The organism is Enterobacter cloacae complex sp. P38RS (genome assembly GCF_014930775.1).
Classification (GTDB): Bacteria; Pseudomonadota; Gammaproteobacteria; order Enterobacterales; family Enterobacteriaceae; genus Enterobacter; species Enterobacter bugandensis.
The window spans coordinates 87,453-107,916 of the sequence record NZ_JADBRS010000010.1 but is presented as its reverse complement, the minus strand read 5'-3'; the positions used below and the strand labels follow the sequence as shown (position 1 = coordinate 107,916).

The 20,464-nt window shown below is 54.3% G+C and carries 25 protein-coding genes; 11 read left to right on the top strand and 14 right to left on the bottom strand.

Annotated elements, in window-relative coordinates; all coding sequences use genetic code 11:
• Positions 1-29: 29 nt before the first annotated feature.
• Together ftsH and rlmE are read right to left on the bottom strand one after the other, a co-directional pair.
• Positions 30-1,964, bottom strand: coding sequence for an ATP-dependent zinc metalloprotease FtsH (ftsH, locus tag IM303_RS14660; RefSeq protein ID WP_013098921.1), 1,935 nt, complete (start codon positions 1,962-1,964; stop codon positions 30-32).
• A 102-nt stretch (positions 1,965-2,066) separates the two neighbouring features.
• Positions 2,067-2,693, bottom strand: a complete 627-nt coding sequence (gene rlmE / locus IM303_RS14655) for a 23S rRNA (uridine(2552)-2'-O)-methyltransferase RlmE (RefSeq protein WP_003861812.1) — start codon at positions 2,691-2,693, stop codon at positions 2,067-2,069.
• 127 nt (positions 2,694-2,820) lie between these two features.
• On the opposite strand from rlmE, the gene yhbY reads away from it, so the two are divergent.
• Entirely contained in the window at positions 2,821-3,114 is a 294-nt protein-coding gene (gene yhbY, locus IM303_RS14650; protein ID WP_003861814.1) for a ribosome assembly RNA-binding protein YhbY, read from the top strand.
• A gap of 152 nt (positions 3,115-3,266) precedes the next feature.
• On the opposite strand, the gene greA is transcribed toward yhbY, so the two are convergent.
• A complete protein-coding gene (gene greA / locus IM303_RS14645; RefSeq protein ID WP_006812122.1) occupies positions 3,267-3,743 on the bottom strand; it encodes a transcription elongation factor GreA in 477 nt (158 codons plus the stop codon).
• Positions 3,744-3,971: 228 nt separating this feature from the next.
• Between greA and dacB the strand changes: the two genes are divergently transcribed.
• From dacB to pmrB, 3 genes are read left to right on the top strand one after another with little or no spacing between them, the layout of a single operon-like run.
• On the top strand, positions 3,972-5,405 hold the full coding sequence (dacB, locus tag IM303_RS14640; RefSeq protein WP_028014554.1) for a serine-type D-Ala-D-Ala carboxypeptidase: 1,434 nt from the start codon (positions 3,972-3,974) through the stop codon (positions 5,403-5,405).
• Positions 5,406-5,407: 2 nt separating this feature from the next.
• Positions 5,408-6,070: a two-component system response regulator PmrA gene (gene pmrA, locus IM303_RS14635; RefSeq protein WP_028014555.1), complete on the top strand. Its 663-nt coding sequence runs from the start codon at positions 5,408-5,410 to the stop codon at positions 6,068-6,070.
• Positions 6,067-7,110, top strand: a complete 1,044-nt coding sequence (pmrB, locus tag IM303_RS14630) for a two-component system sensor histidine kinase PmrB (protein ID WP_041907874.1) — start codon at positions 6,067-6,069, stop codon at positions 7,108-7,110. The genes pmrA and pmrB overlap by 4 nt, the downstream gene beginning before the upstream one ends.
• Before the next feature lie 33 nt (positions 7,111-7,143).
• Here the strand turns inward: pmrB and cgtA are convergent, their stop codons facing one another.
• The 4 genes from cgtA to rplU all read right to left on the bottom strand — a co-directional run bounded on the left by cgtA (position 7,144) and on the right by rplU (position 9,981).
• Positions 7,144-8,316, bottom strand: coding sequence for an Obg family GTPase CgtA (gene cgtA / locus IM303_RS14625; RefSeq protein ID WP_014885381.1), 1,173 nt, complete (start codon positions 8,314-8,316; stop codon positions 7,144-7,146).
• A 15-nt stretch (positions 8,317-8,331) separates the two neighbouring features.
• The gene (locus tag IM303_RS14620) at positions 8,332-9,297 is read right to left on the bottom strand and encodes a DMT family transporter (protein ID WP_192971984.1); all 966 of its coding nucleotides are present in this window, start codon (positions 9,295-9,297) and stop codon (positions 8,332-8,334) included.
• A 95-nt stretch (positions 9,298-9,392) separates the two neighbouring features.
• The gene (rpmA, locus tag IM303_RS14615; RefSeq protein ID WP_004385076.1) at positions 9,393-9,650 is read right to left on the bottom strand and encodes a 50S ribosomal protein L27; all 258 of its coding nucleotides are present in this window, start codon (positions 9,648-9,650) and stop codon (positions 9,393-9,395) included.
• A gap of 19 nt (positions 9,651-9,669) precedes the next feature.
• Complete coding sequence (rplU, locus tag IM303_RS14610; protein WP_003025032.1) at positions 9,670-9,981, bottom strand: 50S ribosomal protein L21; 312 nt, start codon at positions 9,979-9,981, stop codon at positions 9,670-9,672.
• Between the two features lie 257 nt (positions 9,982-10,238).
• On the opposite strand from rplU, the gene ispB reads away from it, so the two are divergent.
• On the top strand, positions 10,239-11,210 hold the full coding sequence (gene ispB, locus IM303_RS14605) for an octaprenyl diphosphate synthase (RefSeq protein ID WP_045260467.1): 972 nt from the start codon (positions 10,239-10,241) through the stop codon (positions 11,208-11,210).
• 230 nt (positions 11,211-11,440) lie between these two features.
• The gene (sfsB, locus tag IM303_RS14600; protein WP_028014559.1) at positions 11,441-11,728 is read left to right on the top strand and encodes a DNA-binding transcriptional regulator SfsB; all 288 of its coding nucleotides are present in this window, start codon (positions 11,441-11,443) and stop codon (positions 11,726-11,728) included.
• A gap of 60 nt (positions 11,729-11,788) precedes the next feature.
• Here sfsB and murA read toward each other — a convergent pair whose 3' ends face one another.
• The 7 genes from murA to mlaF all read right to left on the bottom strand — a co-directional run bounded on the left by murA (position 11,789) and on the right by mlaF (position 16,581).
• A complete protein-coding gene (gene murA / locus IM303_RS14595) occupies positions 11,789-13,048 on the bottom strand; it encodes a UDP-N-acetylglucosamine 1-carboxyvinyltransferase (protein ID WP_193360047.1) in 1,260 nt (419 codons plus the stop codon).
• A 50-nt stretch (positions 13,049-13,098) separates the two neighbouring features.
• The gene (gene ibaG, locus IM303_RS14590; RefSeq protein WP_008501458.1) at positions 13,099-13,353 is read right to left on the bottom strand and encodes a BolA family iron metabolism protein IbaG; all 255 of its coding nucleotides are present in this window, start codon (positions 13,351-13,353) and stop codon (positions 13,099-13,101) included.
• A gap of 126 nt (positions 13,354-13,479) precedes the next feature.
• The gene (gene mlaB, locus IM303_RS14585) at positions 13,480-13,773 is read right to left on the bottom strand and encodes a lipid asymmetry maintenance protein MlaB (RefSeq protein WP_028014561.1); all 294 of its coding nucleotides are present in this window, start codon (positions 13,771-13,773) and stop codon (positions 13,480-13,482) included.
• Positions 13,773-14,408, bottom strand: coding sequence for a phospholipid-binding protein MlaC (mlaC, locus tag IM303_RS14580; protein ID WP_193360046.1), 636 nt, complete (start codon positions 14,406-14,408; stop codon positions 13,773-13,775). Before mlaC ends, mlaB begins: the two co-directional genes overlap by 1 nt.
• A gap of 17 nt (positions 14,409-14,425) precedes the next feature.
• On the bottom strand, positions 14,426-14,974 hold the full coding sequence (gene mlaD, locus IM303_RS14575) for an outer membrane lipid asymmetry maintenance protein MlaD (protein WP_028014563.1): 549 nt from the start codon (positions 14,972-14,974) through the stop codon (positions 14,426-14,428).
• A 4-nt stretch (positions 14,975-14,978) separates the two neighbouring features.
• Positions 14,979-15,761, bottom strand: a complete 783-nt coding sequence (mlaE, locus tag IM303_RS14570; RefSeq protein ID WP_028014564.1) for a lipid asymmetry maintenance ABC transporter permease subunit MlaE — start codon at positions 15,759-15,761, stop codon at positions 14,979-14,981.
• 7 nt (positions 15,762-15,768) lie between these two features.
• The gene (gene mlaF / locus IM303_RS14565) at positions 15,769-16,581 is read right to left on the bottom strand and encodes a phospholipid ABC transporter ATP-binding protein MlaF (protein ID WP_028014565.1); all 813 of its coding nucleotides are present in this window, start codon (positions 16,579-16,581) and stop codon (positions 15,769-15,771) included.
• Positions 16,582-16,808: 227 nt separating this feature from the next.
• Here mlaF and IM303_RS14560 point away from each other — a divergent pair, with 227 nt between their 5' ends.
• Genes IM303_RS14560 through lptA form a run of 5 tightly spaced genes read left to right on the top strand, consistent with a single transcriptional unit; the run spans position 16,809 to position 20,462 of the window.
• Positions 16,809-17,786: a calcium/sodium antiporter gene (locus IM303_RS14560; protein ID WP_028014566.1), complete on the top strand. Its 978-nt coding sequence runs from the start codon at positions 16,809-16,811 to the stop codon at positions 17,784-17,786.
• A 13-nt stretch (positions 17,787-17,799) separates the two neighbouring features.
• Entirely contained in the window at positions 17,800-18,786 is a 987-nt protein-coding gene (kdsD, locus tag IM303_RS14555) for an arabinose-5-phosphate isomerase KdsD (protein ID WP_028014567.1), read from the top strand.
• Between the two features lie 14 nt (positions 18,787-18,800).
• Complete coding sequence (kdsC, locus tag IM303_RS14550) at positions 18,801-19,367, top strand: 3-deoxy-manno-octulosonate-8-phosphatase KdsC (RefSeq protein WP_025756695.1); 567 nt, start codon at positions 18,801-18,803, stop codon at positions 19,365-19,367.
• On the top strand, positions 19,364-19,939 hold the full coding sequence (lptC, locus tag IM303_RS14545) for an LPS export ABC transporter periplasmic protein LptC (protein ID WP_028014568.1): 576 nt from the start codon (positions 19,364-19,366) through the stop codon (positions 19,937-19,939). The genes kdsC and lptC overlap by 4 nt, the downstream gene beginning before the upstream one ends.
• Entirely contained in the window at positions 19,908-20,462 is a 555-nt protein-coding gene (lptA, locus tag IM303_RS14540) for a lipopolysaccharide ABC transporter substrate-binding protein LptA (protein ID WP_028014569.1), read from the top strand. Before lptC ends, lptA begins: the two co-directional genes overlap by 32 nt.
• Positions 20,463-20,464: the final 2 nt, after the last annotated feature.

Sequence of the window (20,464 nt, the reverse complement as noted above, 5' to 3'; positions counted from 1 at the left end):
GTACAGACAAACGCTTCAACAGCAGTGACTTACTTGTCGCCCAACTGCTCTGACATGGTGTTGCCCGGGTTTGGCGTACGCGGTTCATCGACCGGACGCGGCGCGCGCGGGGTACCATTGTTGTCAGAATTGTTGGAAGCGCCTGGGTCTTCCCAGCCTGCTGGCGGGCGCACTTCGCGGCGAGCCATCAGGTCGTCAATCTGCGGTGCATCGATGGTCTCATATTTCATGAGCGCATCTTTCATCGAATGCAGAATGTCCATATTGTCGTTCAGGATCTGACGCGCGCGACCGTAGTTACGTTCAATCAGCGCTTTCACTTCCTGGTCGATGATACGTGCCGTCTCATCGGACATATGTTTTGCTTTCGCCACGGAGCGGCCCAGGAATACTTCACCCTCTTCCTCTGCATACAGCAGCGGACCGAGTTTGTCGGAGAAGCCCCACTGAGTCACCATGTTACGTGCCAGGTTTGTCGCCACTTTAATGTCGTTCGACGCACCGGTAGAAACATGTTCTGGCCCGTAGATGATCTCTTCCGCCAGACGACCGCCGTACAGGGTCGAAATCTGGCTTTCCAGCTTCTGACGGCTGGCGCTGATCGCGTCGCCCTCAGGCAGGAAGAAGGTCACACCCAGCGCACGGCCGCGCGGAATAATCGTTACCTTGTGTACCGGATCGTGTTCCGGCACCAGGCGACCGATAATCGCGTGACCCGCTTCGTGGTAAGCCGTGGACTCTTTCTGCGCTTCCGTCATCACCATGGAGCGACGTTCCGCACCCATCATGATTTTGTCTTTCGCTTTCTCGAACTCAACCATGGAGACCACGCGCTTGTTACCGCGAGCGGCAAACAGTGCAGCTTCGTTGACCAGGTTAGCCAGGTCCGCGCCGGAGAAGCCCGGCGTACCGCGCGCAATGATTGCCGCGTCGATATCTGGCGCCAGCGGTACGCGACGCATGTGCACTTTCAGAATCTGTTCACGACCACGAACATCCGGCAGACCGACAACAACCTGACGGTCGAAACGGCCTGGACGCAGCAGCGCAGGGTCAAGTACGTCCGGACGGTTAGTCGCCGCGATAACGATAATACCTTCGTTACCTTCGAAGCCGTCCATCTCAACCAGCATCTGGTTCAGGGTCTGCTCACGCTCATCGTGACCACCGCCCAGGCCCGCGCCACGCTGGCGGCCTACGGCGTCGATTTCATCGATAAAGATGATGCACGGTGCTGCCTTCTTGGCCTGCTCGAACATGTCACGCACACGAGATGCACCGACACCCACGAACATTTCAACGAAGTCAGAACCTGAAATAGTAAAGAACGGCACCTTCGCTTCACCCGCGATGGCTTTCGCCAGCAGGGTTTTACCGGTACCCGGAGGGCCTACCATCAGGACGCCTTTCGGGATTTTACCGCCCAGTTTCTGGAAACGGCTCGGCTCGCGCAGGTATTCAACCAGTTCACCCACTTCTTCTTTTGCTTCGTCACAACCGGCGACGTCAGCAAACGTGGTCTTGATCTGGTCTTCCGTCAGCATACGCGCCTTGCTCTTACCGAACGACATGGCACCTTTGCCACCGCCGCCCTGCATCTGGCGCATAAAGAAGATCCAGACGCCGATAAGAAGCAGCATCGGGAACCAGGAAATGAAGATAGAAGCCAGCAGGCTTGGTTCTTCTGGCGGCTCGCCTACCACTTTGACGTTTTTGGTCAGAAGGTTATCAAGCAGCTTAGGATCGTTCACCGGGATGTAAGTCGTGTAACGGTTACTATCTTTCTTGGTAACGTTGATCTCACGTCCGTTGATACGCGCTTCGCGAACCTGGTCCTGATTGACCTCTTGCAGGAAGGTAGAATAATCCACCTTGCGGCCATTCGACTCGCTGGGCCCAAAGCTCTGGAATACTGACATCAGCACAACGGCAATGACCAGCCAGAGTATTAGGTTTTTCGCCATGTCACTCAAGGGATTAACCTCATATTACAACTGTGTTAAAAACAGCGTCAGGATACTCTATATCCAGTTTCATTCAAACTTTCGTCTGAAATCTCCCGGTTATCATTTTCGCCCGGTCGCTACAATATACACTTCACGGGAACGGGCCCGGGAAGAGTCCGGCTTACGAACTTTGACCTTCGCAAACAGGGAGCGAATTTCCTTAAGATACTCCTCGAAACCTTCGCCCTGAAACACCTTCACAACAAAACTACCACCAGGCGCTAGTACATCACGACACATTTCTAACGCTAGCTCCACCAGATACATGGCGCGGGGGATATCCACCGCCGGTGTTCCGCACATATTTGGTGCCATATCCGACATGACAACCTGGACCTTACTGTCACCAACACGATCAAGTAACGCTTTCAGCACTAATTCATCACGAAAGTCGCCCTGAAGGAAGTCGACACCAACGATGGGATCCATTGGTAAAAGATCGCACGCGATGATTCGGCCCGTTCCGCCGATCTGCGTTACCGCATACTGGGACCATCCGCCAGGTGCCGCACCGAGGTCGACAACCGTCATCCCCGGCTTAAAAAGTTTGTCACTTTGCTGTATTTCATCAAGTTTAAACCAGGCACGGGAACGTAACCCCTTTTTCTGTGCCTGTTGAACATATTTATCGCTAAAGTGTTCCTGAAGCCAGCGGCTGGAACTGGCAGAACGCTTTTTACCTGTCATTTAACATTTCCGTCCTGGTTCATCGTTGCTTGCCTGTGACGTAAATTTCTACGCAGCTATTTGGCGATATAAGGGAGATGGCGGTAGAATGAACCGTTTTCAATCCCAACGTAAGCAAAAATATACGATGAATCTGAGTACTAAACAAAAACAGCACCTTAAAGGTCTGGCACATCCGCTCAAGCCTGTAGTCATGCTTGGCAACAATGGTTTGACCGAAGGGGTGCTTGCCGAGATTGAACAAGCGCTGGAACACCACGAGCTGATCAAGGTGAAAATCGCCTCTGAAGACAGAGACACTAAAAACCTGATCGTGGAAGCCATCGTGCGCGAAACCGGCGCCTGTAATGTACAGGTCATCGGTAAAACGCTGGTGCTCTATCGCCCATCTAAAGAGCGTAAAATCTCGCTGCCACGCTAAGGATATCCTGAATCAATCACATTTTCTGTGTGAAACGAGGGATTTCTTTCAGCAGGCTCAGCAAAATGCCATGCTCCTTGAGTTGATAAAAGGCCGCTATGCGGCCTTTTTCTTTTCTTTACAATGTATCAACATCTTAGTAGAGAAGCGAATTACAGGTATTCAACCTTGATAATTTCGTATTCCACTTCACCGCCAGGGGTGCGGATGGTGACAACATCGTCCTGCTCTTTGCCAATCAGGCCGCGAGCAATGGGTGAGTTCACCGAAATCAGGTTCTGTTTAAAGTCTGCTTCATCATCGCCCACGATGCGATAGGTTTGCTCTTCATCGTTGTCGAGGTTCAGAACGCTGACGGTAGAACCAAAGATCACGCGACCGTTGTTAGGCATTTTGGTGATATCGATAACCTGCGCATTAGACAGTTTCGCTTCGATATCTTTAATGCGCCCTTCACAGAAACCCTGCTGCTCGCGCGCCGCATGGTATTCAGCATTCTCTTTCAGGTCGCCATGCTCACGGGCTTCCGCGATAGCGGCGATGATTTCAGGGCGACGCACGGATTTCAGGAAATCCAGCTCTTCGCGCAGTTTTTCGGCACCACGTAAGGTCATCGGAATAGCTTGCATTTGTTATACCTCTTAAACATTCCTGTTGGGAGCAGTGTTCCCTGCTCCTGCCCCCCGAAGCGGGCAAGAAGCAAAAAGAAAACCGACCCGGGAGCGACGCCCCAGGTCAGCAGCAATTTTTCAATTTGATACGCATTTTACCGCGAAGTTCACTATGGGTCATCGTTTACTTTGCAGTGCCATGCACCGTAGTATGACGGTTTGTTTTCGGGTTGTTAGCGCGAGATTATGCGATTTTCCAGTTTTATCATCGGATTGACTACCAGTATAACGTTCACCGCCCAGGCCGCGAATGTTGATGAGTACATTAATCAGCTCCCCGCAGGCGCGAACCTCGCCCTGATGGTGCAGAAGGTTGGCGCACAGGCTCCCGAGATTGACTATCACAGTCAACAGATGGCGCTGCCTGCCAGTACCCAGAAGGTGATCACTGCCCTCGCCGCCCTGCTCCAACTCGGGCCTGACTTCCGTTTTACCACCACGCTTGAAACCAAAGGTAACGTCGACGGTGGCGAACTGAAAGGCGATCTTATCGCCCGTTTCGGTGGTGATCCCACCTTTAAGCGCCAGGATATCCGCAACATGGTAGCGGTGTTGAAAAAATCCGGCGTGACAAAAATCGATGGCAACGTGCTGATCGATACCTCCATTTTTGCCAGCCACGATAAAGCACCAGGCTGGCCGTGGAACGACATGACGCAGTGCTTTAGCGCCCCGCCAGCCGCCGCGATTGTTGACCGCAACTGCTTCTCGATCTCCCTTTACAGCGCGCCCAAGCCAGATGATTTAGCGTTCATTCGCGTGGCATCTTACTATCCGGTGACCATGTTTAGCCAGGTGCGAACGCTGGCTAAAGGCTCCCCTGATGCCCAGTACTGCGAACTGGACGTGGTGCCTGGCGATCTTAACCGCTACACCCTCACCGGCTGCCTGACGCAGCGCGCCGATCCCCTGCCGCTGGCCTTCGCGATTCAGGATGGCGCAAGCTATGCGGGTGCGATTCTCAAGGATGAGCTGAAGCAGGCGGGAATAACCTACTCCGGCACGCTGCTACGCCAGACGCAGGTCAACCAGCCCGGAACGGTCATTGCCAGCAAACAGTCGCCACCGCTGCACGATTTGCTGCGAATTATGCTGAAAAAGTCTGACAACATGATTGCCGACACCGTGTTCCGCATGATTGGCCACGCGCGTTTCGGCGTGCCGGGAACCTGGCGCGCGGGCTCAGACGCTGTTCGTCAGATCCTGCGCCAGCAGGCGGGAATCGATCTGGGTAACACTATCGCCGTTGATGGTTCAGGATTATCGCGTCATAACCTGATTGCCCCGGCCACCATGATGCAGGTGCTTCAGTACATTGCACAACATGACACTGAGCTAAACTTTATCTCAATGCTGCCGCTTGCCGGACACGACGGTTCGCTGCAGTACCGCGCCGGGCTTCACGCGGCAGGTGTGGATGGCAAAGTATCCGCGAAAACAGGTTCACTGCAGGGGGTGTATAACCTGGCAGGGTTCATCACGACCGCCAGCGGACAGCGCATGGCATTCGTGCAGTATCTTTCCGGCTATGCCGTCGAACCGACCGACCAGCGCAACCGCCGTATTCCACTGGTTCGCTTCGAAAGCAGGCTTTATAAAGACATCTACCAGAATAACTAGCGATGAAACTACTTATAGTTGAAGACGATCTGTTATTACAGGAAGGACTGGCTCTGGGACTCGCCAATGAAGGCTATGCCCTGGACTGTGCCGGCACCGCGGCAGAAGCAGATGCCCTGATCCAGAGCGGCGAATACAGCCTGGTGATCCTTGACCTGGGCTTGCCGGACAAAGACGGCGCGACGCTGCTTACCCAGTGGCGTCGCCGGGGCATCGCCAATCCGGTGTTAATCCTGACGGCACGCGACGCCATTGAAGATCGTATTACCGGCCTTGATGCTGGCGCCGATGATTACCTGGTGAAGCCCTTTGCGCTTGCAGAACTTCAGGCTCGGGTGCGAGCGTTAATACGCCGTTATCAGGGCCATAGTGATAACTTACTAACCGACGGGGACATTACCCTGAATCTGCAAACCCAGCAGGTATTGCGCCAGTCCCAGCCCGTTGAAGTCACACCAAAAGAGTTCGCCTTGTTGACGCGTCTGATCATGCGCAGCGGACAAACGGTACACAGAGAAACCCTTCAGCAGGATATCTATTCCTGGCAGGACGATCCGGGGTCAAATACCCTGGAAGTCCACATCCACAACCTGCGTCGTAAGCTCGGCAAAGACCGGATTAAAACCGTCCGCGGCGTTGGCTACCGCCTGGAGAGCCAGAAATGAACAGCATGCGTCGGCGATTAATGGTGTTGCTGGCGGTCATTCTGTTATTTTTCCAGCTGATAAGCGTCATTTGGTTGTGGCACGAAAGCCGCGAGCAGATTGGCTTTCTGGTGAACGAAACGCTGTCGGCAAAATCGCGTAACAACCACGTCGAGAAAGAGATCCGTGAAGCGATTGCCTCGCTGCTGGTTCCTTCTCTGGTGATGGTTGGGTTTACGTTGTTTTTCTCGTTCTGGGCGGTCACCTGGATAACCCGACCGCTGAATAAACTGCGCGTGAGCCTGGCTAACCGTTCGGCGGATAACCTAACCCCACTTCCTATGTATTCCGACATGGAAGAAATCGGCGCCGTTACCACCTCGCTCAATCAGCTACTCGCCAGGCTGGACAGTACCATTCAGCAGGAGCGTCTCTTTACGGCTGACGCCGCCCATGAACTGCGAACGCCTCTTGCCGGAATCAGGCTCCATCTGGAGCTCATGGCCCAGTCAGGCTCTACGCAGGCCACGACGCTCATCAGCCGTATTGACCAGCTAATGCACACCGTTGAGCAACTGCTGATGCTGGCCCGTGCAGGACAGGCAATGGCGAGCGGCCACTATGAAACCATCAACTGGACGGACACCATTATCACGCCTCTTGGTCTTGAGCATGAAGCCAAAGAGCATACGGTGATTTGGCCTGCTAAAAGCGCGCTCACGGTTCAGGGAGACGCGGTACTGCTGCGGCTGATGCTGCGCAACCTGCTGGAGAATGCCGGGCGCTACAGCCCGACAGGCACCACGATTACCGTGACGCTTACCGAGGTCGAAGGCGGTACGCAGCTCAGCGTTATCGATCAGGGGCCTGGTATTGACGAAGCGCATCGACAGTCGATCACGGAGCCGTTCCGTCGCCTCGATCAGCGTTACGGCGGCAGCGGCCTGGGCCTGAGTATCGTACAGCGCATCCTGCAGCTTCATCACGGTAAGCTGATGCTGGAGAATGGTGCTGAAGGCGGCCTGATAGCAAGCTGCTGGCTGCCCTCAACGCTGGAATGAAAAAAGCCCCCGGATGGGGGCTTTGGACAGATATCAGTGCTTGTAGATGAACTCGACGCCTTCTTCGTCGTCTTCATCCCAGTCATCGTCCCAGTCGTCTTCCTCTTCCGCTTCCAGCTCTTCGAGCTGCTGGCGGTGGTAGTCATCCCACATGAATTCGACTTTTTCTGGCTGTTTCGCTTCTTCAGCCTGAACGACAGGGTTCTCGATGATGAAGGTCATCACATCCCAGCAGAGATCTTTCACGCCAACCTGGCTTGCCGCGGAGATAAGGTAGTATTTATCTTCCCAGCCCATCGCTTCAGCAATCGCTTTGGCTTTCGCTTCGGCTTCCGCTTTATCCATCAGGTCGATCTTGTTGAAGACCAGCCAGCGTGGCTTACTCGCCAGTTTTTCGCTGTATTTTTCCAGCTCACCGATAATGATACGGGCGTTTTCAACCGGATCGGAACCGTCGATCGGATCGATGTCGATGAGGTGCAACAGTACGCGGCAACGCTCAAGGTGCTTCAGGAAGCGAATACCCAGGCCAGCCCCTTCCGCAGCGCCTTCAATCAGGCCTGGGATATCAGCCACGACGAAGCTCTTCTCGTTATCCATACGGACAACGCCGAGGCTTGGTACCAGCGTGGTAAACGGATAGTCCGCTACTTTTGGTTTCGCAGCAGAAACAGCGCGGATAAAGGTCGATTTACCGGCGTTTGGCATACCCAGCATGCCCACGTCTGCCAGCAGCATCAGCTCAAGCTGCAGGTCACGCTTATCACCCGGGGTACCCATCGTTTTCTGACGCGGGGTACGGTTAACGGAAGATTTGAAACGGCTGTTACCCAGACCGTGCCAGCCGCCTTTCGCCACCATCAGGCGCTGACCGTGTTTAGTCATATCGCCCATGGTTTCACCGGTGCCCTGATCGATAACGCGCGTACCGACCGGAACCTTAATGGTCACGTCTTTACCGCGTTTACCGGTACAGTCACGGCTCTGGCCGTTCTGTCCGCGTTCTGCGCGGAAGGATTTTTCAAAGCGGTAGTCGATCAGCGTGTTGAGGTTTTCATCCGCCTCCAGCCACACGTCACCACCATCGCCACCGTCACCGCCGTCAGGGCCGCCACGAGGAATATATTTTTCACGGCGGAAGCTTACACAACCGTTACCGCCATCACCTGCCACGACCAGAATCGTCGCTTCATCAACAAACTTCATTTTACTCTCCGTAACTCATTCGCCTGAGCGGGGGACTACTACGACCGCTTCATTTTTGCGCCAACGTCCCCAAAGACGATGACCAATGGCGGAATACATCGCGCCCGCAACCACGACAAACGCACCGAGATAGCCCAACAGGTTGAGCATCGGTCTGACGAAGACATCGGGCCAGGCCATTGATAACAAATCTGAAAATAACAGCGTAAACAGCGGGGTAAGCGTGATCAATGCGCTCACCTGTGCTGCCTGCCAGCGCGCCATCGCTTCCGCCAGCGCGCCATAACCGACCAGCGTGTTAAGCCCACAAAAAATGAGGCACGCCAGTTGCCAGTCGCTCAGCTGGCTAATGACGCCCGGCTTCGCTAACGGCAATAATGCCACTGTACACAAAGTGTACAGCAAAAAAAGGATCTGCTGTGAGGCCAGGCGACGCAATAATACCTTTTGCGCGACGCCATAGCTCACCCAGACCGTTGCTGCACCCACGCCGAAGATCACGCCCCAGGTGTAGTCCGTAAGCCGGGTAAAAATCTCGATCAGGCTGGTGTTGAAGAACATCACCAGGCCGCATAGCAGCATGCTTGCCCCGATAATCTGCGTCCCGCGCATCTTCTCTTTGAGGATGAACACACTCGCGACCATCATGCCGACAGGCGAAAGCTGACCAATCACCTGAGACGCCGTAGGGCTCAAATACTGCAGGGAAGAGCTGAACAGGATAAAGTTACCGAACAGACCGCCCGTCGCAATGGCCAGTAACACCAGCCATCGAGGTTTGCGGAAGAGCCGTAGCGGTGGAAGCTTGCCTTTAACTGCAAGGATGGTCCCGAGACCAATGCTTGCCATCAGGAAGCGATAAAAGACCACCGTAGGCGGCTCCATCACTTCCAGTACCTGCTTCATTGCAATCGGCAGCGCACCCCAGCACATTGCGGTCGTGAGCGCCAAAAGAATACCAATGCCGGCCTGCTGCTTCATGCCCGTTTTCCCTACAGAAAATTTTCCGGGTTTCCAATGTAAAAAGCCCCGCAACACGTTGCGGGGCTTTAATCCGTTACCGGACCGAGAAAACCTTACTCAGCAACGATGCTGATGTATTTACGGTTGTTCGGGCCTTTAACTTCAAATTTCACTTTACCGTCTGCTTTAGCAAACAGAGTGTGGTCACGACCGCAACCTACGTTGTTGCCAGCGTGGAATTTGGTACCACGTTGACGAACGATGATGCTACCCGCCAGAACGGATTCGCCACCGAAACGCTTAACGCCCAGGCGTTTAGCTTCTGAATCGCGACCGTTACGTGTGGAGCCGCCAGCCTTTTTATGTGCCATTTAAATCTCTCCTCAGGTCTTAGGCGCTGATGCCAGTAATTTTCACATCAGTGAACCACTGACGGTGGCCCTGCTGCTTACGGTAGTGTTTACGACGACGAAACTTAACGATTTTAACTTTCTCGCCACGACCGTGTGCAACAACTTCAGCTTTGATAACGCCGCCATCAACGAAAGGAACGCCGATTTTGACTTCTTCACCGTTTGCGATCATCAGAACTTCTGCGAACTCAACAGATTCGCCAGTTGCGATGTCCAGCTTTTCCAGGCGAACGGTCTGACCTTCGCTTACTCGGTGTTGTTTACCACCACTTTGGAAAACCGCGTACATATAAACTCCGCTTCCGCGCACGTCCTCGTATGAATCAGAGTGCGCTATAAATATTCACAATAGGGCGCGAATATTACGCAAAACGCGAGCCTTTGACAAGTGCTACCGTCAATACATGAAGAAAAAAAACACAACACGTACGGTAACGTTTATCTGAGCCGTTTTTTCAGTACAATCAGCACTACTATTGATAAACCGAAACCCTTCGTTACCCCATTGAAGATGGGATCAACAGGATAAAAAGCCCGGCTTTTGCGATGAATTTAGAAAAAATCAACGAGTTAACCGCGCAAGATATGGCGGGTGTAAATGCAGCAATCCTGGAGCAACTCAACTCTGACGTTCAGCTGATCAATCAGTTGGGCTATTACATTGTCAGCGGCGGCGGTAAACGCATTCGCCCGATGATTGCCATTCTGGCTGCCAGAGCCGTTGGCTATCAGGGAAATGCCCACGTGACGATCGCCGCGCTGATCGAATTTATTCACACCGCGACGCTTCTGCATGACGATGTTGTGGATGAATCCGATATGCGTCGTGGCAAAGCCACGGCAAACGCTGCCTTCGGGAACGCCGCCAGCGTTCTGGTCGGGGACTTTATCTATACCCGCGCCTTCCAGATGATGACCAGCCTGGGCTCTCTGAAAGTGCTCGAGGTGATGTCCGAAGCCGTCAACGTCATCGCTGAAGGCGAAGTGCTGCAGCTGATGAACGTCAATGACCCCGATATCACCGAAGAAAACTACATGCGCGTTATCTACAGCAAAACAGCGCGCCTGTTTGAAGCGGCCGCCCAGTGTTCCGGCATCCTGGCTGGCTGTTCCGAGGCGCAGGAAAAAGGACTGCAGGATTATGGACGCTACCTGGGTACTGCCTTCCAGCTGATTGATGATTTGCTGGACTACAGCGCGGACGGCGAAACGCTCGGCAAAAACGTTGGCGATGACCTGAACGAAGGCAAACCGACCCTGCCGCTGCTTCACGCGATGCGTCACGGAACGGCCGACCAGGCGAAAATGATCCGTGAGGCGATCGAACAGGGAAATGGTCGCCATCTTCTGGAACCTGTACTGGAAACGATGGCCATCTGCGGCTCGCTGGAATGGACCCGCCAGCGTGCTGAAGAAGAGGCTGACAAAGCCATCGAAGCTCTCCAGGTTATTCCAGACAGCCCATGGCGCGATGCCCTGATTGGTCTTGCCCACATCGCTGTTCAACGCGACCGTTAATCTTGCCCCCACCTCCCCGTATCCATCGCGGGGAGGTTCAAAAACGCACCAGTAAATTCCGCATTCATGTAAATGAATCGGGTTAGAGCCCGCATGAATAAAGCCATGTCTTATTCTGAATATCCCTTCAAGTAACGCGAACTTTTTAGAACAAGAAGTCGAAATGAGTATAGTAAGCCAGTCGTTTCAGAAGAAACGGCGTAGGTGAATCCGAACTTAAGGACAGCGTTATGGATACGAAATTTATCGACTGGCATACGGCAGATATCATTGCGGCACTGCGCAAAAGAGGTACGTCACTTGCAGCAGAGTCCCGCCGCCATGGTCTGAGTTCTTCCACCCTGGCCAACGCCCTGACCCGCCCCTGGCCAAAGGGAGAATTGATTATCGCGACGGCGCTGGAAACGCACCCGTGGGTGATCTGGCCTTCACGTTATCACGATCCTGTTACTCATGAATTTATCGACAGAACGCGCATGATGCGCCAGAGAAAAGCAAAAACAGAACCGCAGGGATAACGGTTTTTTGACAGGAATAGCAACCCCCCGGTCATTTCTGGCAGGGGGCTGCCGGAACGATTACTCGCCCTTCACACGCTCGATATTGGCACCCAGCGCGCGCAGTTTGTCTTCAATACGTTCATAGCCACGATCGATGTGATAAATACGATCCACCACCGTTGTGCCTTCCGCGATACAGCCCGCCAGCACCAGGCTTGCAGACGCACGCAGATCCGTTGCCATTACCTGAGCACCGGACAGTTTCTCAACGCCATGGCAAATCACGGTATTACTTTCGATCTCAGCATGTGCACCCATACGGATCAGTTCCGGTACGTGCATAAAACGGTTTTCGAAAATCGTCTCGGTAATCACACCGGTTCCTTCGGCAACCAGGTTCAGCAGAGTGAACTGTGCCTGCATATCGGTCGGGAATGCCGGATGCGGAGCCGTACGCACGGTCACCGCTTTAGGACGCTTGCCTTGCATGTCGAGGCTGATCCAGTCTTCACCGGTTTCAACATCGGCACCCGCTTCACGCAGCTTCGCCAGAACGGCATCCAGAGTGTCTGGCTGTGCATTACGGCAGACAATCTTACCGCCGGAAATGGCCGCAGCCACCAGGAAGGTGCCGGTTTCGATACGGTCCGGCAGAACGCGATACACACCACCGCCCAGACGCTCAACGCCTTCAATGGTGATGCGGTCAGTACCCTGGCCGGAAATCTTCGCGCCCAGCGCCACGAGGAAATTGGCGGTATCCACGATCTCCGGTTCACGCGCGGCGTTTTCGATGATGGTGGTACCTTCTGCCAGCGTTGCCGCAGACATGATGGTAACGGTAGCGCCTACGCTCACTTTGTCCATGACAATGTGTGCGCCTTTCAGACGACCGTTGACGGAGGCCTTAACGTAACCCTCTTCCAGCTTGATCTCTGCGCCCAGTTTCTCCAGGCCAAAGATATGCAGGTCAACCGGACGCGCGCCGATGGCGCAACCGCCCGGCAGCGAAACCTGACCCTGACCGAAACGTGCCACCAGCGGGCCAAGCGCCCAGATAGATGCACGCATGGTTTTAACCAGATCGTAAGGCGCAGAGAAGTTGTTCACGTTGCTGGCGTCGATCCAGACGGAACCGTTGCGCTCAACTTTAGTGCCCAACTGGGTGAGCAACTTCATGGTCGTGTCGATATCTTTCAGCTTCGGTACGTTCTGAATTTCTACCGGCTCTTCCGCGAGCAGCGCAGCAAAGAGGATTGGTAGCGCGGCGTTCTTCGCGCCAGAAATTGTGACTTCGCCCTGGAGACGCGTTGGCCCCTGTACACGAAATTTATCCATTGTGTGCTCTCTTATAAATTCAACCGTGCTGCGGGCCTGTCGCCCTCAGCTCAAAAACCGTTTAGTTTGCGATCGCGTGCCCACTCTTGCGGGGTGAACGCTTTAATCGACAGGGCGTGGATGCGGTTATCCGCAATATATTCCATCAGCGGCGCGTACACAGCCTGCTGCTTCTTCACACGGCTCATACCGTCGAACATCTCACCCACAGCAATAACCTGGAAGTGACTGCCATCGCCAGTGACGTGGGCTTCCTGAAGGGAGAGTGCATTCATCAGCACTGTCTGGATTTCATGATTTTCCATGGGCTCTTAATCATCTGATAGTGAAAACAAGCCCAACATCTTAGAGCAAAGTGGCGTCGTCTTAAACAAGCAAAAAGCCCCGACGATGAAACTGTCAGGGCTTTCGGAAGTAACGCACTGAAAATATTAACGAGGCAGTACGTCCTGAGGCAGATTGTAGAGTTGCGCAAGGGTAACGACATTGTCACTTGCGCCATGAAGCATGACGCTTGTTCCCTGCTTTTTGCCCACGGCAACCAGATGGGCGAGCAGCGCAACGCCTGCCGTATCCACCCGCGTGACGTCGGTTAAGTCGATAAGCGTCACGCCCTGCATCGCTTCCTGGCGTTTATCCCACAGTGGGTTCAGCAGATCCTGGTCCAGCTCACCGGACAGCCTTAACGTCTCACCTTCACGCGACCAGCGGAGTTGCTGCGACATTACTTCTTCTCGTCCAGGGTAATTTTCTGACGAGCAATGGACTGCAGCTGTGCGGTCAGACCATCAATGCCCTTGGTGCGCAGCAGGTCGCTCCACTCGTTTTGTTTAGTGGTGATCATGCTCACCCCTTCGGCGATCATGTCATACGCCTGCCAGTGGCCGGTCTGGCTATTTTTACGCCACTGGAAATCCAGGCGCACCGGCGGACGGCCGTTAGGATCGATGATCGTTACGCGAATAGGCACGATGGTCGCATCACCCAGCGGCTGCTCCGGGGCGATCTGATAGGTCTGACCGTGGTACATCGCCAGCGCCTGACCATACGCTTGCTTCAGGTATTCACGGAATGCGGCAAAATAGGCCTCACGCTGCGCCGGGGTGGCGTCTTTGTAATAGCGGCCCAGCACCAGCGCTCCCGCATATTTGATCTGCACATACGGCAGCAGTTCCTGGTCAACCACGTCACGCAGATAGTCAGGATTCGCGCGAATTTTTGGCTGTTCGTTTTTGAGACGGTCGAAGGTTTTCTTCGCAGCTTCGTCCATCAGTTTGTACGGGTTGCTCTGATCCGCAGCATGTGCCGCAGCGAGAGGGGCAATGACCAGCATGGCAACCATTAACAGTCGTTTAAACATGAATGACTTCTCCTGAATTAATTCGCAGCACCAGGGGTCGGCGCAACGTTGGTATGGTCTTCACTCTGCGCAGGGGCATCGTCAGACTTTTTATCATCCCCTTTACTGTTGTAAAGGAACTGACCAATCATGTCCTCCAGCACCATCGCGGACTTCGTATCCTGGATAACGCTACCGTCTTTAAGGATAGTCGTTCCCAGCTCAGGATCTTCAAAGCCGACGTTAAGTGCCAGATATTGTTCACCCAGCAGGCCGGAAGTACGGATAGAAAGGGAGCTGGTGTCCGGAATGTGGTTGTAACGTTCTTCGATATCCATCGCGACGCGCGGCAGATAGGTCTTCTCATCCAGCGTAATGTCAGTTACGCGTCCGATCACCACACCGCCAATGCGGACCGGTGAACGCGCCTTCAGCCCGCCGATGTTATCGAACGTGGCATAGATGCGATACGTCGGCTCGGTGCGTACTGAGGTGATATCCGCCGCTCTCAGGCAGATAAACAGCGCCGCCAGCAGCGCCAGCAGCAGGAAAACGCCGACCCAAATTTCATTTTTTCTCGTTTGCATGAACTCAATTCCCAAACATCAGTGCGGTGAGCACAAAATCCAGGCCCAGTACGGCCAGCGACGAATGTACGACAGTACGTGTTGTTGCACGGCTAATGCCCGCCGAGGTCGGGATAGCATCGTAACCATTGAACAATGCAATCCAGGTGACCGTAATGGCAAACACCACGCTTTTAATCAGGCAGTTAACCAGATCCATTCGCAGGTCGATGGCGTCCTGCATCGCGGACCAGAAGAAGCCGGCATCGATGCCTTTCCAGTGGACCCCAACCAGCGAACCGCCCCAGATCCCCACGGCGACAAACAGAATAGTCAGTAGCGGGAGCGAGATCACCCCCGCCCAGAAACGCGGCGAGATCACGCGACGCAGCGGATCGACCGCCATCATTTCCATGCTGGATAGCTGCTCGGTCGCACGCATCAGGCCAATCTCAGCCGTTAATGCCGACCCAGCGCGTCCGGCAAACAGCAGTGCCGCCACAACCGGACCCAATTCGCGCAGCAGCGAAAGCGCCACCAGCATTCCGAGGCTGGTTTCCGCACTGTAGGTTGTCAGAACAAGGTAGCCCTGCAGCCCAAGCACCATACCGATAAACAGACCGGAAACAATAATGATGAGCATCGACAGCACGCCGACATTATAAAGCTGACGCACCAGCAGAGGGGCGTGCTTACTAAACTCCGGCTTGCCGACCAGCGCGTTGAATAACATCAATCCGGCACGCCCGAACGTCCTGATGGTTTTTATGCCACGGTGTCCGAGAGCGGCCAACGCATTTAACAGCATGAGTGGCTTAACTCCCTATTCCCAGTAAATCGTCACGATAATCGCCCGCCGGGTAGCGGAACGGTACGGGTCCGTCAGCAATACCGTCGAGGAACTGCCGCACGCGCGGATCGCAATTTTCCTGCAGCGCCTGGGCGCTGCCGTGTGCAACGATCTTTTTGTCCGCCACGATATAGGCGTAATCGGCAATGCTCAACACTTCCGGTACATCGTGAGACACCACGATACAGGTGACGCCGAGCGCGCTGTTCAGTTCAGAGATGAGCTTTACCAGCACGCCCATCGTGATGGGATCCTGCCCGACGAACGGTTCGTCGAACATGATTAAATCGGGCTCTAATGCAATAGCTCGCGCCAGCGCGGCGCGGCGCGCCATCCCGCCGGACAGCTCCGAAGGCATTAGCTTCGCGGCTCCCCGCAACCCCACAGCTTCAAGCTTCATCATCACCGTGCTTTTCAGCAGCTCAGGCGGCAGGCTGGTATGCTCGCGCAGCGGATAGGCCACGTTATCAAAGACGTTCATGTCGGTGAACAACGCCCCCGACTGAAAGAGCATACTCATACGTTTGCGGACAGTATACAGGCGCGAGCGCGACATCTCCGGGACGTTTTCGCCATCGAAGAGGATTTCACCGCTATCCGGTGGGATCTGACCACCAATAAGGCGCAGGAGGGTCGTTTTACCGATCCCAGACGGCCCCATGATGGCGGTGATTTTGCCACGCGGTACGGTCAACGAAATATCATCGAATATCAGTCGATTGCCGCGAGAAAAACTCACACCGCGGACATCGACGATATTCGCCATCGTTTGGCTCATTTATAGTTCCTTTCTTACCCTGCTCACGTTAAGACGTGCAGCCTGAATCAGCCCTTAACCCCGCATTTTTACAGAATATTAGCCGTTGAGGTTAGCGAAAGCTGGCATTTGTTTTACTTTTCCGGCGCATAAAGTCAAAATTAGGAATTCGTTACGCCTCAGACCGTATGCAGTCCAGCCATTCCCGCGCGATGGACCGACAAGTATACCTGAAGAAAGGACTTTTGATGCTTTTAGCAACAGCACTGTTAATCATTGGTTTACTGTTAGTGGTCTACAGTGCTGACCGTTTAGTCTTTGCTGCATCTATCCTGTGTCGCCTGACGGGTGTACCGCCTGTAGTCATCGGGATGACCGTGGTCAGCGTTGGCACGTCACTTCCTGAAATCATCGTCTCCGTCTCGGCGTCGCTGCATGGTCAGTTAGACCTGGCAATTGGCACCGCGATTGGCTCTAACATCGTCAATATATTACTGATTTTAGGCCTTGCGGCACTGCTCCATCCATTTCGCGTGCATTCTGATGTTCTGCGCCGTGAATTGCCGCTAATGTTAGTCGTAAGCCTGCTGGCAGGGTGCGTATTTTATGATGGCGTACTGAGCTATAGCGACGGCATTTTCCTGCTGGCGTTGGCCGTCATCTGGTTGCTGTATAGTGTTAAAATTGCCCGCCAGGCGGAAAAACAGGGTCAGGATAGCCTGACGCGTGAACAGGTTGCCGAACTCCCGCGGGAAGGCACGCTGCCGGTCGCCCTCCTCTGGCTTGGCGTTGCGCTGATCATCATGCCGATGGCAACGCGCATGGTCGTGGATAACGCGACGGTACTGGCGAACTATTTCGCCATGAGCGAACTGACGATTGGCCTGACGGTTATTGCTATCGGCACCAGCCTGCCGGAGCTGGCCACCGCCATTGCGGGGGCGCGTAAAGGGGAAGATGACATCGCCATTGGTAATATCATCGGCTCCAACATATTTAATATCGCGATTGTCATGGGCCTGCCGGCTCTGATTACGCCGGGGCCGTTTAATCCTCTGGCGTTTTCACGCGATTACGGGGTGATGTTGCTGGTCAGCGTGATATTTGCCCTGCTCTGCTGGCGGCGGCAACGCCAGATCGGCAAAGGCGCAGGCGCGCTGCTGACGGGTGGATTTATCGTATGGATGGCGATGCTGTACTGGCTCTCGCCTCTTCTCTCTGGGTAAACGGAAACGCATTATGTCGCAAATAGAATTGCAGCCGGGTTTTGACTTTCAGAAAGCAGGCAAAGAGGTTCTGGAGATTGAACGTGAAGGTCTGGCGCAGTTAGATCAGTACATTAACCAGGATTTTAGTCTGGCATGTGAGAAGATATTCTACTGTGCCGGGAAAGTCGTGGTGATGGGGATGGGCAAGTCCGGCCACATTGGGCGCAAAATGGCGGCAACGTTTGCCAGCACCGGAACCTCGTCCTTCTTTGTACACCCGGGGGAAGCCGCGCACGGCGACCTGGGGATGGTCACGCCGCAGGATGTCGTTATCGCGCTGTCCAACTCCGGTGAGTCCAATGAAATTCTGGCATTGATCCCCGTACTGAAGCGTCTGCAGGTGCCGCTGATTTGCATGACCAGCCGTCCGGAAAGTAGCATGGCGCGTGCGGCCGATATTCATCTGTGCGTTAAAGTACCGAAAGAGGCCTGCCCGCTCGGCCTGGCGCCAACATCCAGCACCACCGCCGCGCTGGTCATGGGCGATGCGCTTGCCGTCGCGCTGCTTGAAGCCCGCGGTTTTACGCCGGAAGATTTCGCGCTCTCCCATCCGGGCGGCGCGCTGGGGCGCAAGCTGCTGCTGCGGGTAAACGATATTATGCACACCGGGGATGAGATCCCTCACGTCAGCAAAGAAGCCTCCCTGCGTGATGCGCTGCTGGAAATCACCCGTAAGAATCTGGGTATGACGGTCGTGTGCGACGATCTGATGAAAATTCAGGGGATCTTCACCGATGGCGACCTGCGTCGCGTGTTCGACATGGGTGTAGATGTCCGCACGCTCGGCATTGCCGATGTGATGACGCCCGGCGGCATTCGCGTGCGTCCGGGAACGCTGGCCGTGGATGTGCTGAACCTGATGCAGTCCCGCCATATCACCTCCGTTATGGTTGCCGATGGCGACCAGTTGCTGGGTGTGGTACATATGCATGATCTGCTGCGCGCTGGCGTAGTGTAATAAAGGATAAGACAATGAGTAATGCGGGTGCATCCCTTGCAACCTGTTATGGTCCGGTCAGTACCCAGATGATGGCAAAGGCGGAAAATATTCGTCTGCTCATTCTGGATGTGGATGGCGTACTTTCCGATGGCCTGATTTACATGGGCAATAATGGTGAAGAGCTGAAAGCGTTTAACGTTCGCGATGGCTACGGTATCCGCTGTGCGCTCACCTCGGGTATTGAGGTTGCTATCATCACCGGACGAAAAGCTAAACTGGTAGAAGACCGCTGTGAAACCTTAGGCATTACCCATCTTTACCAGGGTCAATCCGATAAGATGGCAGCGTTCAATGATTTACTGGGTAAACTGGCTATCGCACCGGAAAACGTGGCCTACGTCGGGGACGACCTGATTGACTGGCCGGTGATGGCTGAAGTCGGTCTCAGCATCGCGGTTGCTGATGCTCATCCGCTGTTGATCCCGCGCGCTGACTACGTTACCCACATCAACGGTGGCCGGGGTGCCGTCCGTGAAGTCTGCGATCTGCTTCTGCTGGCGCAGGGCAAGCTTGATGAAGCCAAAGGGCAATCGATATGAGTAAAACCAGACGTTGGGTTATCATTCTGCTTTCGCTTGTCGCACTGGTATTGATTGGCGTGAACCTTGCCGATCGCGACGATACGCAAACGGAAGTCGTCAACAATAACGATCCAACCTATAAAAGCGATCACAGTGACACCGTGGTCTATAGCCCGGAAGGTGCGCTGAATTATCGCCTGATTGCCCAGCACGTTGAATACTTTTCCGATGACGGCGTTTCGTGGTTTACCCAACCTGTCATGACCACTTTCGATAAAGACAAAGTGCCGACGTGGTCAATTAAGTCAGATCGGGCCAAACTGACAAATGATCGTATGCTTTATCTGTATGGCCACGTTGAAGTCAACGCCCTGACCGCTGACTCGCAACTGCGAAAAATTACGACGGATAATGCCCAGATCAACCTGGTAACCCAGGACGTGACGTCGCAGGATCTGGTCACACTGTATGGCACAACATTTAATTCCAGCGGTTTAAGAATGCGCGGGAACTTACGCAGCAAGAACGCCGAGCTGATTGAAAAGGTTAGAACCTCCTATGAAATTCAAAACAAACAAACTCAGCCTTAAAGTAATTATCGCCAGCGCGATGCTGGCGGCCAGTCTCCCCGCGCTTGCTGTAACGGGCGATACCGACCAGCCGATCCATATCGAGTCCGACACTCAGTCTCTCGATATGCAGGGTAACGTCGTCACCTTCACGGGTAACGTCGTCATGACTCAGGGGACCATCAAAATTAACGCCGATAAAGTGGTCGTTACCCGTCCGGGCGGCGAGCAGGGCAAAGAGATCATTGATGGTTACGGCAACCCGGCCACCTTCTACCAGATGCAGGACAACGGCAAGCCGGTGAAAGGCCACGCCTCGCATATGCACTATGAGCTGGCGAAGGACCTGGTCATCCTGACCGGAAACGCGTATCTGGAACAGCTGGACAGCAATATTACCGGTGACCAGATTACCTATCTGGTGAAAGAGCAAAAAATGCAGGCCTCCAGCGAGAAAGGCAAACGCGTAACCACCGTGCTGGTTCCGTCGCAGCTGCAGGACAAAGGCAAGGGCCAGGCCCCGGCACAGAAGAAGAGTAACTAATT